Here is a 13852-nt window from a genome sequence, read left to right on the forward strand (position 1 = left end):
AATATTATGAGAATAAGAACTTTAACCATATACATTCTGCTCCTGGCCATAACCAAAAGTTATGGGCAAGAACTGAACTTGCCCGTATTCACGCAATATTTGGCAGACAATAATTTTGTGGTCTCTCCAACCTATGCCGGAATTGGTGACAACCTAAAGCTTAGGGCCAATGGCCTTACACAATGGGTGGGCATCAAGGGCGCCCCCGACAACCAATCGTTCTACGGCGATATCAGGATTGCCGACCGTACGGGCGTTGGACTCTCTTTATATAACGATAGAAACGGCAACACCATCCAAACGGGTGCCAAGTTTTCGTTCGCGCACCACCTTATTTTGGACTATTACTCCAAAATGTACCTGTCCTTTGGGATTTCGTATAACTTAAATAATTTCAGGATTGATACAAGTAATTTTGTGTCATACGACGACCAAGGAGTTCCAATTTATTTTGATTCATCTGTAACTGACGATAGAAGGACCACCAACCATAATTTCGATGTAGGTGCCTTGTTCAGGCTAAAGGGCTATTTTTTGAGCTTTAACGTAAACAATGTCCTTGACAAGGATTTTGACAGTTCTTTGAGAAAGCTTGAACCCAACCTACTCCTGAACTACCAAATGTACACGGGCTACACTTTCAGGGGACCTAAAAAAAGCGGCCTGGAGTTCGAGCCGTCCATGTTCTTCCAGATGTTCACCAGCGACAAGCGTTCCAGTACCGATGTAAACTTTAAGTTCAGGAAATACAACAGAAATGAGGACTATTATTGGGCAGGCATCTCATACCGCTTTTTGAACGACCAGTTTTTTAAACCACTGAATATTGGTCCCATGGTCGGATTCAAAAAGTCCATTTTCTATTTTGGCTATGCCTACCAGATCACCACAAACGACCTTTCGGGCTACAACTCGGGTACCCACGTGGTCACCATAGGGCTGGATTTCCTCCAGGGCATCAGCAACTGCCCTTGCACGCAAAGCCCCGTGCATGATTGATGATATATTTACTTATAGATAATAGATATATCAGCAAAATTAAAAAAATCAAAAAAAGGCTTAGCTTTCGCTAAACCTTTTTTTCTAGTTATTATTAAGACTAAATATACTGATTGATAATATTCTCAAACAATTCTTGTTTTCCACTCTTTAATGGTAGCTCTCCATTTTCTTGAGCTATTTTATATAAATCTTGCATGCTTAATTTTCCAGCTTCAAAATCTTTTCCTTTTCCAGAATCAAAAGAGCAATAACGTTCTTCCCTTAATTTCTCGTAAGGTGATGATGAAATGATTTTATCAGCAATTAACAATGCTCTTGCAAAAGTATCTGCACCACCAATATGCGCGTGAAACACATCGTCTAAATCAGTTGAATTTCTTCTAATTTTGGCATCAAAGTTAACACCTCCACCTTGTAAACCTCCAGACTTAAGGAATACCAACATTGCCTCGGTTGTTTCTTGGATATTATTAGGGAATTGGTCGGTATCCCATCCGTTTTGATAATCACCGCGGTTGGCATCTAAACTACCCAACATACCAGCTTTAGCAGCTACAGCAATTTCGTGCTGGAAGGTATGTTGTGCCAAAGTAGCATGGTTTACTTCAATGTTTATTTTAAAATCTTTATCTAACCCGTATTCTTTTAAGAACCCTATAGCGGTAGCAGTATCAAAATCGTATTGATGTTTTGATGGCTCCATAGGTTTTGGTTCAATAAAGAAATTTCCTTTAAAACCTTGCGCACGAGCGTAGTCTTTGGCCATGGTTAAAAATTGCGCCATGTGGTCTAACTCACGGCCCATGTCGGTATTTAACAAACTCATGTAACCTTCGCGTCCGCCCCAAAACACATAATTTTCTCCGTTTAAAGCTATAGTGGCATCCAAGGCTAATTTTACCTGCCCACCAGCTCGCGCCACCACATTAAACTCTGGATTGGTCGCTGCTCCGTTCATATAACGTGGATTTGAAAAACAGTTGGCTGTTCCCCAAAGTAATTTTACACCAGAATCGGCTTGTTTTTGTTTGAGGTACTCGGTTATGGTGTTTAATCTAGATTCTGATTCTGAAAAAGTACTGCCCTCTTGCACTAAATCGTAATCGTGAAAGCAGTAATAACCGAAGCCCATTTTTGTGATGAATTCAAATGCTGCATCGGCTTTATCTTTTGCTGCCTGAATAGGGTCTGATGATTTGTCCCACTCAAAGTTTTGTGTTCCTGGACCAAACGGATCACTTCCTTGACCACAGAAGGTGTGCCAATAAGCTACCGAAAATTTAAACCAGTCGCGCATGGCTTTACCTGCTACTACCTGTTCTGGATTGTAGTATTTAAACGCCAAAGGATTGTCTGATTCCTTGCCTTCAAATTTAATGTCGTTGATACCTTTGTAGTATTCTTTGTTCCCTATTAATGCCATAATTTTGAATATTTATTTTGTTGATTCGTTTAAAGTTTTACTTTTTTGTTTTTAAAATTAATTCGAGTTCGTTTTTCCAATTATTATAGGCCTCTAAGTAAGTCGTTTTATCTTTTAAAGGCCTAAAGGTCATAACGTAATCATTATCAATAATGTTTTTTCCGAAGCTTTCAAAATCGCCTTTATGTAAACCTGCTGCCCGAGCTGCGCCAATGGCTCCAGTGGTATTATAAATCTCAATTTCTTGTTCTATAAGCGTCGATACAGTATTTGCAAAAATTTCCGAACGGAATAAATTATCGTTGCCGGCACGTATTACACTAGGTTTTATACCATCGGATTTTAAGATTTCTATACCATAAACAAAAGAAAAAGCAATGCCTTCAAGTGCTGCTCGGCATAGGTGTCCTTTGTGGTGATTGTTTAAATTGAGGTTAACAATTCGGGTTCCTATTTCTTTATTGTTCAGCATTCGCTCGGTACCGTTTCCGAAAGGGATTAATGATACGCCATTAGATCCAACAGGAATTTGCGATGCCAGAGTATTCATTTCATCATAACTGCTCACATCTAAATTATTCAGCAACCATCTGTACTGAATGCCTGCTCCATTAATGCACAATAATTTACCAATTCTGGCATCGGCGTCTTTCTGGTAATTAACGTGAGCAAAGTTATTTACACGGGCACTTTCCTTTACTGAAAGACTATCCGTAATGGCGTAAACCACGCCCGATGTCCCACCTGTTGCGGCCACTTCTCCTGGGTTAAACACGTTTAAAGATAACGCATTGTTCGGTTGGTCGCCCGCTCTATAAAAAATAGGAGTCCCGGCGGCTACGCCACTCTCCACCTCTCCTTTTTTGTCAACCACAGATTGTTTTCCGAAGGTATCAACAATTTCAGGTATTAATTTTCCATCGATACCATAATGGTCTAAAAGGAAATTAGCTATGGAGTCGTTTTCAAAATCCCAAAATATACCTTCTGAAAGTCCAGAAATAGTGGTATTAATAGTGTTTGAAAATTTGTATGCTATGTAATCACCAGGAAGCATAAATTTATGAATTCTTTTGAACGTTTCTGGCTCGTTTTCCTTTACCCATTTTAGCTTTGATGCCGTGAAATTTGCTGGTGAATTGAGTAAACTGGAAGCGCATTTGGCTTCACCTATTTCAGCAAAAGCTTTATTTCCAATTTCAACGGCACGGCTATCGCACCAAATGATACTTTTTCTAAGCGGATTGCCTGATTCATCAACAATTACCAAACCGTGCATTTGGTAGGAAATACCGATTCCTTTTATTTCGTCCGCGTCAATACCATGGTGTATTTTCAACTTTTTTATAGCATTACAAACATGCAGCCACCAATCGTCCGGATGTTGTTCGGCCCACCCATTTTTAGGAGCATCCATGCCCATTTCCTTTTCAGGCTCCTGTGCTACTCCAAGGCTCTTTCCTGTAGCCATTTCTACTAAAGCTGCTTTTATCGAGGAGCTTCCTATATCTAATCCTAAATAATACATAGTTTATAATGATTCTCTTAATATTAAATTTGTTGGTATAAAGGTTTGTAATAAATTGTTATTTGTAACAAAACTGGCGGCTTGAGCACCCATCTGTTTAAAATCTGTTGATATTACCGAAATGCCTTTATAAATAAAGGGTTTCATTGGTGTTTCGTTATATGATAAAAAGCCCACATCGGTACCAGGCTCAAAATGATTGGCTCTGCACTGTTCCAAAAAAAATCCCAAAATCCGATCGCTCACACTTATATAAGCTTCTCCTTTGGTGATTATAAATTCATCAGGATTCGTGATTACCTTGTACTTAATTGTATGCGTTTCACAGAATTTTTTAAAGTATGAAACCGATTCAGTTGGATGACTGGTGAACGTTGGATAAACAAAAACCAATTTTTTATACTTTTTAAACGGAACGATAGCCTTACTTAAAGCATCATAAAATGCATTTCCAAAATCTTGAAACACATAATTATGGGATGGTTTAGAATGAACCGCCCAATCAATCAACAATAGATCGTCGTTGTCAAAATCTGACAACACCTGCGGAACGTCTTTGTGATTAAAGGTCATTACCACATATTTATAATACCGGCCTTTACTATTGTTTAAAATGGTTTTGAAATTACCTATTTTGTAATGGTGAAATTGAACATCAACAATAATATTTTTGGGTAAATTATTTACAAAAGCGTGATAAAGCACTTCTTTATAGGCTTTAAAGGTATCTAAAACCAAAAGCACTTTTCGGGTGTTGCCCGCCACATAATAGCCTTTGTTGGGCACAGACTCCACTACCCCATTCTCCCTTAATATAGAATAGGCCTTAAAAACGGTATCTCTCGACAAACTATAATCTTTACAAATACTATTTACCGAAGGTAAAGCGTCACCAATGGTAATCGTGTTGTTGGCTAAAGCATCATTAATAGCATTAACTAACTGCTGATACTTTGGAATCTCACTGTTAAAATCGAAGTCAAAAATCCGCAAACTGTTCTGTTCTGTTCTGGTATGCAAATGTAACGATAAAATTTTGAATAATATCAATAGATTTTTGTATTTTCACAAGTGTAATAAAAACACTTATATATGAAATCCATTTTCACCCTTTTTGCTACTTGTTTTGTGTTATTATCGTGCAATTCAAACAAAACGTCATTTATTCTAAAAAACCCTGATAGCTCGTTGGCGGTTAACATTGAAGTTACACCAAATAAAACCATTATTTACCAAGTTTTAAAGGATAATCAAATCGTTATTGATTCTTCACAGTTAGGTATATTAAGGGCAGATAGTAATTTTTATAACGATTTAAACATCATCAATGTTTCAGATGCCGAATTTGTGACCGATTCCTATACCATGCTCCAAGGAAAGAAAAAAAACATCACTTATCAAGCCAATCAATATATAGTTCAAACCGAAAATAAAGACGGCAATAAAATGAATATCATTTTTCGATTATCAGATGATGGTGTGGCTTTTAGATATAAATTTCCGGAGGCTTCAACCGATATCAAAAAAATAACTGAGGAAAAAACCACTTATAATTTTAATGATAATACCAAGGGTTGGTTACAACCCATGTCTCGAGCAAAAACGGGCTGGGAACAAGTGCATCCGTCTTACGAAGAGCATTATGAAATGGAGATTTCAGTCAATAAAAAATCATCTATCAAAGAAGGTTGGGTTTATCCTGCCTTGTTTAGAACGGGCGATATCTGGACACTTATTTCGGAAACCTCATTGGCTGATAATTACTGTGGAACCCGCTTAAAATACAATGACGAGCTTGGTGCTTTACAGGTTACATTTCCGCAGAAAGAGGAAGTTTTTCCTGGTGGCACTTTAAACCCAGAATCTCAACTCCCATGGTACACCCCTTGGCGAATTATTACCATCGGATCTTTAAAAACCATTACCGAAAGTACTTTAGGTACCGACTTAGCCGAAAATGCCATTGATATGGATACGTCGTTCATTAAAAGTGGGTTATCATCATGGAGCTGGGTTTTGCTGAAAGACGATTTTACTAATTATGAAACATCGATTAAATTTATTGAATATGCATCCAAAATGAATTGGCCCTATTGTTTAATTGATGCCGATTGGGACCGTAAAATTGGCTACGAAAAAATGAATGAACTTACAAATTACGCCAAATCAAAAAATGTAAAGCTACTGGTTTGGTATAACTCCGCCGGAAGTTGGAATACCACGCCTTACACACCAAAAGACAAACTTTTGACCCAAAACGGCAGAAAACAAGAATTTAAAAAACTGAATGATATAGGTGTTTCCGGGGTTAAAATAGATTTTTTTGGAGGCGATGGCCAATCGATGATTGCCTATTACCACGATATTTTAAAAGATGCTGCCGAGCATAAGCTTTTGGTTAATTTTCACGGAGCCACTCTTCCACGTGGATGGCAACGCACCTACCCGCATTTAATGACTGTAGAAGCCATAAAAGGTGAAGAATTTATAACGTTTGAACAAGTCAATGCCAATTTGCAACCAAGCCATTGCACCATGTTACCATTCACCAGAAATGTTTTTGACCCTATGGATTTTACACCAATGGTTTTGGATTCAATTCCAAACATAAATAGAGTAACCACGAATGCCTTTGAGCTGGCCTTGCCCGTACTTTTTCTTTCGGGTATTCAACATATTGCCGAAACACCAATGGGCATGGCCAAACAACCAGACTTTGTTGTTGAATATCTTAAAGATATCCCCACCAACTGGGATGAATCTAAATTTATTGACGGTTTCCCAGGAAAAGATGTGATTATAGCCAGAAGAAAAAATGATTCATGGTTTATAGTTGGCATTAATGGTGAAAATAAATCGAAAGATTTTACCATAGATTTATCCTTTATTCAAAAAAACAATGGATTTATTATTGCTGACAATAGTAAAGGGTTTATTCAAAACACTATTAAAACATCTTCTGCAGTAAATGTTGCGATGAAAGCTTACGGCGGTTTTGTAATGAAGTTTTAAAATTGATGTTTATACTATAAAAAAGGGGAGCAATTTGAAATTGCTCCCCTTTTTTAATTCGATTACATTTTCTTATGACAAGTATATATAAAGTCCAATAACCGCTGCAACAACAGCATAACCAACAGGTTTTAAGAATTTCCAAGGTGTAATATCCACTTGCTTGGTGTATTCCTGTGAATAATCTGTTTCTCTAGGATAAAACTTACTAACAACAAACATGATAATAACAACAGTAGCAAATAGCATTCCCATTAAGTGTAAGAAGTGCGGAAAATAAGTACCAGACTCAATACACATCGGTCTTACCACATACAATAAAATTAAATACGTTACTGCACTGAATAAAATGGCAATATTTGCAGCCTTTCCTGAAACACGTTTTGTAAATATCCCAACAATTATTATGGCTAAAATCGGTACACTATGCGTACCGTTTAGTTCTTGTAAATATGTAAATATACCACCTTGCACACCATAAAGTAAAGGAGCTATTGCCATAGAAAACAGAGCCAGTACAATACCGAATGTTTTACCAGCCTTCACTACCTGTTTTTCGGTTGCATCATGTTTAAAATACGCTTTATAGAAATCAAGTCCAAATAAGGTTACCGAACTGTTCAAGGCACTATTAAACGAACTTAAAATGGCACCGAACAATACGGCCGCAAAGAACCCAATAAACGCTAAAGGCAATACTGCTTTTACCACCATTGGGTAAGCTTCATCAGCATTAGCTAAATCTCCATTAAAAATGTAGAACGCAATAATACCTGGAAGCACCACTATAAATGGTCCCAATATTTTAATAAAGGCTGCCAATAAAAGTCCTTTTTGCCCTTCCTTTAAATTCTTGGCCCCAAGGGCTCTTTGAATAATGGCTTGATTCGTTCCCCAGTAATAAAAATTCACGATAATCATACCAGTAAAGAGTGTCCAAAAAGGCACATCAGAATCTGGCCCTCCTATAATATCAAACTTCTCTGGAAGTTCAGTAGTTAAAGTTTTTAAACCTCTAAACACATTACCATCACCAATTTTCATTAAACCGAAAATGGGAATTAAAGAACCTCCAACAATCAAACCAACAGCATTAATGGAATCAGAAACGGCAACCGCTTTCAACCCACCAAAAATCGCATAGATACTACCAATAATACCTATTGACCAAACGGTAACCCACAGGGCTCCTTTTGGCCCCATGCCCAGCATTTCAGGAATATCGAACATCGTGTTAATTGCCAACGCACCTGAATACAACACTGTAGGTAACATTGAAATGGCATAACCCAATAAGAACAACAATGACACAATGGTTTTTGTTGATTTGCCATATCTATTTTCTAGAAACTGTGGAATCGTAGCAATACCACTCTTTAAATACTTTGGTAGTAGGATAAAGGCCGTAAAAACCATAGCTATTGCAGCAACAACCTCATAGGCCATAATAGGTATTCCATCTCTAAACGATACACCGTTCATCCCTACAATTTGCTCGGTCGAAAGGTTAGTAAGTAACAAAGAACCAGCAATAACTGGGCCTGTTAAACTTCTTCCACCTAAGAAATATCCATCAGAAGACGTCTCGTCTGTTTTTCTTGTAGACCACCACGCAATAACGGCCACCAAAAGGGTAAAGGCCGCAAAAGATAATAATGCCATAATTTAATTAGTTTAGTTAGTAAATTTTAAAATCGGCTCACAAGATACACTTATTCTGCTTTTTTCACAGAAAATCTAAAGGAAGTTTTTGTGCTATAGGTTTCTCCTGGGTTTAAAACTACCGATGGAAATTCTTCTTGGTTTGGTGAATCTGGATAATGCTGTGTCTCTAAGCAAAAACCAGTTCTATGAGCATATGTTCCTCCTGCCGGGTTTGGCAGCGTACCATCCAAAAAGTTTCCAGTGTAGAATTGAATAGCCGGTTCTGTAGAATAAATTTCCATAAAACGCCCACTATTTTTATCATAGGCAGAAGCCGCCATTCGCATACTACCTTTTTCTCCATTTAACACCCAGCAATGATCGTAACCTTTACCAAGTTCCAATTGGTTATTTTCAGAATTAATTTCTTGGCCAACTATTTTCGGACTTGTAAAATCGAAAGGCGTACCCTCCACTTTTCTAATTTCACCAGTAGGAATCAACGTTCCGTCAACAGGTAAAAATGCGTCTGCATTGATTACCACTTCATGCCCTAAAATATCATTGTTAAAATCACCTGTTAAATTGAAGTAAGCATGCTGGGTTAAATTAATTACAGTGGCTTTATCGGTTGTAGCTTTATAATCAACTTCTAAAGTATTATCTTCAGTTAATGTATAAACTACAGTGATATTTAAATTACCAGGATAGCCTTCTTCTCCATCTTTACTTAAATAGGTTAATTTTAATCCTGGATTTTTGTCGTCCTCAATTGCTTCAGCATTCCAAACGACACGATCGTAACCATCTACACCACCATGTAAATGATTTGGGCCATCGTTAGTAGCCAATGTATATTCTTCACCATTTAATGAAAATTTCCCATTAGCTATACGGTTTCCAAAACGGCCAATCAACGCACCAAAAAACGGATTATCTTCCAAGTAATCTTCTAAATTATCGAAACCTAAAATAACATTTTCAAAATCGCCATTTTTATTTGGAACTTTTAGAGATGTTATTCTTCCACCAAATGTAATCACATTCATTTCAACGCCATTGGCATTTTTAAGAACATACGCTTCTACCGTTGTGCTATCTGGCATTTTTCCGTATTCGGATTTTGTAATCGTTGATTTTTCTTCAGCTGGAACTTCCATTGTTTCGGTTAATTTTTCTTTTTTATTGTTTTTACAATTCACATTTAACCCGACCAAAGCGACGAGCAAAATAGCAAAAAAAGAACGTTTTAAAACTCTCATAAAATTGTTGTTTAGTTTGTTAGTGGCTATTTAAACATGTAATATGCTTCATTAGCTTTAATAGTATTTTTGAAATCTCTAATGGTTGTATCTTCATCAATAACTAAAGCTTCAATACCCGCCATTTCTGCAAAATCTTCCATTTGCTCTACCGAAATATTTTCGCTGTAACAGGTATGGTGAGCACCACCTCCTAAAATCCAAGCTGTACAAGCCGTTTCAAAATCTGGTAATGGTTTCCACATAACTCGGGCAACCGGTAATTTTGGTAATGCTTCGGTAACCTCTTCACCAACAGTTTTGTTTATCAGTAATCTGAAACGGTTACCAAAATCCATTAAGCCCGCGACAAGAGAATCTCCTGCCCTTCCATTAAATACCAAACGAACGGGATCTTCTTTTCCGCCAATTCCTAATGGATGAATTTCGCAAGATGGTTTTCCGACTGCCAAAACAGGGTCTACCTCTAACATATGTGACCCCAGAATTTTAGGGTCGGCTGGGTCTAAATGCAAAGTATAATCTTCCATAAATGCATTTCCACCTTCAAGTCCTGAACCAATAACTTTCATGGCTCTTGTTAGGGCAGCTGTTTTCCAATCACCTTCACCAGCAAAACCATATCCTTTTTGCATCAATCTTTGAACAGCAATACCCGGTAATTGTTTCATACCGTGCAAATCTTCGAACGTATCACTAAAGCCTTTGAAACCTCCATCAACAAGGAATTTTTCAAGCCCCAACTCAATTCGTGCTGCATCAATCAAAGAATGCCTTTTTTCCCCACCTTCTAAAAGTGATTCCGCCATATGGTATGATGCCTCGTATTCTTTTACCAAGTCATTTACTGCATCCTCTGAAATAGAATTGATAACGGCAACCAAATCGCCTACAGCATAGGTGTTCACCGAAAAGCCAAATTTAGTTTCAGCTTCCACTTTGTCTCCATCGGTTACAGCCACAAAGCGCATATTATCGCCAAAACGGGCAAACTTGGCACCTTGCCAATCGTCCCATCCAGCAGCAACGCGCGTCCAATCTCCTATTTTCTTTTGTACAGTATCCAACGACCAATGGCCAACAACTACTTTTCTGTTTTTACGTAAACGGCTTACCATAAACCCAAATTCACGGTCACCATGTGCCGCTTGGTTTAGATTCATAAAATCCATATCGATAGTACCCCAAGGAATATCTCTGTTATACTGTGTATGCAAATGGCATAGCGGTTTTTGAAGTGCCGTTAACCCTCTAATCCACATTTTTGCAGGTGAAAAGGTATGCATCCACGTAATTATACCAATACAATTCTTCTCTTGATTGGCAGCCGTAAGGGTTTCATAGATTTCATCAGATGATTTTACGGTTGGCTTAAAAACCACATTTACGGGTATTAACTTTGAATCGTTTAAAGCTTTTGCTATTTCGGTTGAGTTTTTAGCCACTTGCTTTAACGTCTCTTCACCGTATAAATCTTGGCTCCCTGTAATAAACCAAACTTCCTTTTTTGAAATATCTATCATTTTTAAATACTTGTTATTTTATTATTGACCGTAGTATGAGTTTGCTCCGTGCTTCCGATCGTAGTGTTTTTTTATTAATGAATCTTTTAGTCGTGGTGCATTAGGATTAATTTGTCTGGTTAAATAAGCCATTTCTGCACAAACTTCTAAAACTTTACTGTTATAAACTGCTTTGGCTGCATTTTTGCCCCATGCAAACGGCCCATGATTTCCCAAAAGTACCATTTCTACTTCAGAGTGTGAAATGCCTTTTTCATTAAAGCAATCTATAATTTGAATACCGGTATTATGTTCGTAGTTACCTTCAATTAGGTCATCGCGCATTGGTGGTGCGCACGGAATATCAGCCGTTAAATGATCGGCATGCGTAGTTCCAAAAATTGGAATATCCATTTGTGCTTGAGCCCAAGCTACAGAATATGTAGCATGAGTGTGAGCAATACCACCGATATCATCCCAGTTTTTATACAAATAAGCATGTGTTTTGGTATCAGACGAAGGACGCATATCGCCTTCAATAATATTATTATCAAAATCTACTATAACAATATCTTCTGGTCTTAACTCTTCGTAAGCCACGCCACTAGGTTTTATGGCAAAAACACCATTTTTTCTATCTACGGCACTTACGTTGCCAAAAGTATAAACCACCAAATTCAACTCATTGAGTTGCATATTGGCCTCGTAGCATTCTTGTTTTAAATCTTTATAAATACTCATTTTAAATATTTTTCATTATGTAATCCTCAATGTTCACCGCAAACTTACTGTAATCTTCGTAAACTTTTTGATAGGCTGAAACGTTATCAGCTATTGGGCTATACACTTTTTCAAAGGGGCTTCCCATGGCGTCCATGGCTTCAAAAGTATCCTTATGGGCTTTTGAAGCTACGGCACCGAAAATAGCAGCACCCAGAGCACAGGCCTGTTCAGACTTCACTACTTTAATTGGTGCGTTTAAAACATCGGCCATCATTTGCATCACAAACGGCGATTTTTGAGCAATTCCCCCAATGGCAATAACGCCTTTAATAGGTATGCCTTCATTTATAAATCGGTCAGCAATTTTCTTGGCTCCAAAGCAAGTAGATTCTACCAAGGCCCTAAAAACCTTAGGTGAGGTACTTCCTAAATTTATTCCTGAAATAACACCTTTTAAGTTTTGGTTGGCATCTGGGGTTCGTCGCCCATTCATCCAATCCAAGGCCAATTCTCCGGAAGAACCAATAGGTTCTTTAGCCGCTTCTTCACTTAATTTTGGCAATAAATTTGAAAGTGCTTCATCAACTAGCCTTTCTTTAGTGGCTTCATCGATAATGGAAGACTTACCTACAAGTTCGTTGATTGGCCATGCCAACATGCGACTATACCATGCGTAAATATCACCAAAAGCTGATTGCCCAGCTTCAAGCCCCAGCATTCCTGGAACAACAGAACCATCTACTTGGCCACAAATACCTTTTACCAAATGTTCTTTTTCTTCTTTTGGAGCAACTAAAATATCGCAAGTTGAAGTCCCCATAACTTTAGTTAAAAAGTAAGGCTCAATGTTTACACCTACCGCACCCATGTGGCAATCAAATGCCCCAACGGCTACCTCAACATCTGTTGAAAGGCCTAGTTTGTTTGCCCATTCAGCTGATAAGGTTCCTACTGAAACATCTGAAGTATGTGTTTCTTCAAACAATCTATCGGTCAAACCATCTAAAAGCGGATCTAATGCAACAAAAAAGTCGTTTGGTGGTAAGCCACCAAAAGATTCATGCCATAAAGCTTTATGACCAGCAGCACATCGGCTACGTTTCATTTCCGATACATCGGCACCTCCAGTTAATAAAAAAGGTACCCAATCGCAATGCTCTACCCATGAGTATGCCGCCTCATAAACATCTTTATCTGCTCTTGAAACATGTAATATCTTTGACCAAAACCATTCGGAGGAATAAATTCCACCTTCGTATTGCGAATAATCAACATCCCATTTTTGGCAAAGCGCATTTATTTCGTCGGCTTCCTTAATTCCCGTATGGTCTTTCCATAAAACGAACATGGCATTAGGGTTTTCTTCAAAACCATTTAAAAGCGCCAAAGGCGTTCCTGTTTTATCAACGGCCACTGGTGTAGAACCTGTTGTATCAACACCAATACCAACAACATTCTTTGCAATACTGTCATCAACCTGACTCAATACAGATTTAATGGTGCTTTCAATACCTTCAATATAATCTAAAGGGTGTTGTCTGAATTTATTTTTTGAGGGTTCGCAATATTTCCCTTCTTTCCATCTGGCATAATAATGAACTGCAGTTGCCAATTCTTCACCAGAGCTAATATCTACCAACAAGGCTCTTACAGAATCGGAACCAAAATCCATTCCTATTGTATATTTTTTCATGGAGTAATTAAATTTAAAATATCACAAATATAGGAATTATATTTAACAAGTGTGACGTACACA

10 protein-coding genes are annotated in these 13852 nt (G+C 37.8%); 2 read left to right on the forward strand and 8 right to left on the reverse strand.

From position 1 onward, the window contains the following. Positions 1 to 6: 6 nt before the first annotated feature. A complete protein-coding gene (locus tag ACIEHO_RS14980) occupies positions 7 to 999 on the forward strand; it encodes a PorP/SprF family type IX secretion system membrane protein (protein WP_406973182.1) in 993 nt (330 codons plus the stop codon). A 100-nt stretch (positions 1000 to 1099) separates the two neighbouring features. Here the strand turns inward: ACIEHO_RS14980 and xylA are convergent, their stop codons facing one another. The 3 genes from xylA to ACIEHO_RS14995 are packed head-to-tail and all read right to left on the reverse strand — an operon-like array spanning position 1100 to position 4973. Beyond that, the gene (xylA, locus tag ACIEHO_RS14985) at positions 1100 to 2425 is read right to left on the reverse strand and encodes a xylose isomerase (RefSeq protein WP_406973184.1); all 1326 of its coding nucleotides are present in this window, start codon (positions 2423 to 2425) and stop codon (positions 1100 to 1102) included. A 37-nt stretch (positions 2426 to 2462) separates the two neighbouring features. Continuing rightward, on the reverse strand, positions 2463 to 3953 hold the full coding sequence (locus ACIEHO_RS14990; protein ID WP_406973186.1) for a xylulokinase: 1491 nt from the start codon (positions 3951 to 3953) through the stop codon (positions 2463 to 2465). Positions 3954 to 3956: 3 nt separating this feature from the next. Next, a complete protein-coding gene (locus tag ACIEHO_RS14995) occupies positions 3957 to 4973 on the reverse strand; it encodes a GntR family transcriptional regulator (RefSeq protein ID WP_406973189.1) in 1017 nt (338 codons plus the stop codon). A 72-nt stretch (positions 4974 to 5045) separates the two neighbouring features. Here ACIEHO_RS14995 and ACIEHO_RS15000 point away from each other — a divergent pair, with 72 nt between their 5' ends. Next, positions 5046 to 6965, forward strand: coding sequence for a glycoside hydrolase family 97 protein (locus tag ACIEHO_RS15000; protein ID WP_406973191.1), 1920 nt, complete (start codon positions 5046 to 5048; stop codon positions 6963 to 6965). Between the two features lie 72 nt (positions 6966 to 7037). Here ACIEHO_RS15000 and ACIEHO_RS15005 read toward each other — a convergent pair whose 3' ends face one another. From ACIEHO_RS15005 to ACIEHO_RS15025, 5 genes are read right to left on the reverse strand one after another with little or no spacing between them, the layout of a single operon-like run. Beyond that, a complete protein-coding gene (locus ACIEHO_RS15005) occupies positions 7038 to 8627 on the reverse strand; it encodes a solute:sodium symporter family transporter (RefSeq protein WP_406973193.1) in 1590 nt (529 codons plus the stop codon). A 50-nt stretch (positions 8628 to 8677) separates the two neighbouring features. After that, a complete protein-coding gene (locus tag ACIEHO_RS15010; protein WP_406973195.1) occupies positions 8678 to 9871 on the reverse strand; it encodes an aldose epimerase family protein in 1194 nt (397 codons plus the stop codon). A 26-nt stretch (positions 9872 to 9897) separates the two neighbouring features. Continuing rightward, positions 9898 to 11394 carry an L-arabinose isomerase gene (araA, locus tag ACIEHO_RS15015; protein ID WP_406973197.1) on the reverse strand — a complete coding sequence of 499 codons (1497 nt, stop codon included), beginning with the start codon at positions 11392 to 11394 and terminating at the stop codon, positions 9898 to 9900. A gap of 21 nt (positions 11395 to 11415) precedes the next feature. After that, positions 11416 to 12114, reverse strand: coding sequence for an L-ribulose-5-phosphate 4-epimerase (locus ACIEHO_RS15020; RefSeq protein ID WP_406973199.1), 699 nt, complete (start codon positions 12112 to 12114; stop codon positions 11416 to 11418). 1 nt (position 12115) lies between these two features. Next, complete coding sequence (locus tag ACIEHO_RS15025; protein WP_406973201.1) at positions 12116 to 13789, reverse strand: ribulokinase; 1674 nt, start codon at positions 13787 to 13789, stop codon at positions 12116 to 12118. Positions 13790 to 13852 lie beyond the last annotated feature (63 nt).

Source organism: Flavisericum labens, assembly GCF_045446075.1.
Lineage (GTDB): Bacteria > Bacteroidota > Bacteroidia > Flavobacteriales > Flavobacteriaceae > Flavisericum > Flavisericum labens.

Excerpts from the sequence above, each read along its gene's own strand:
- ACIEHO_RS15000 (WP_406973191.1), top strand. The coding sequence starts at position 5,046 with ATGAAATCCATTTTCACCCTTTTTGCTACTTGTTTTGTGTTATTATCG.
- ACIEHO_RS15025 (WP_406973201.1), bottom strand. The coding sequence starts at position 13,789 with ATGAAAAAATATACAATAGGAATGGATTTTGGTTCCGATTCTGTAAGA.
- xylA (WP_406973184.1), bottom strand. The coding sequence starts at position 2,425 with ATGGCATTAATAGGGAACAAAGAATACTACAAAGGTATCAACGACATT.
- ACIEHO_RS15005 (WP_406973193.1), bottom strand. The coding sequence starts at position 8,627 with ATGGCATTATTATCTTTTGCGGCCTTTACCCTTTTGGTGGCCGTTATT.
- ACIEHO_RS15010 (WP_406973195.1), bottom strand. The coding sequence starts at position 9,871 with ATGAGAGTTTTAAAACGTTCTTTTTTTGCTATTTTGCTCGTCGCTTTG.
- araA (WP_406973197.1), bottom strand. The coding sequence starts at position 11,394 with ATGATAGATATTTCAAAAAAGGAAGTTTGGTTTATTACAGGGAGCCAA.
- ACIEHO_RS14990 (WP_406973186.1), bottom strand. The coding sequence starts at position 3,953 with ATGTATTATTTAGGATTAGATATAGGAAGCTCCTCGATAAAAGCAGCT.
- ACIEHO_RS14980 (WP_406973182.1), top strand. The coding sequence starts at position 7 with ATGAGAATAAGAACTTTAACCATATACATTCTGCTCCTGGCCATAACC.
- ACIEHO_RS15020 (WP_406973199.1), bottom strand. The coding sequence starts at position 12,114 with ATGAGTATTTATAAAGATTTAAAACAAGAATGCTACGAGGCCAATATG.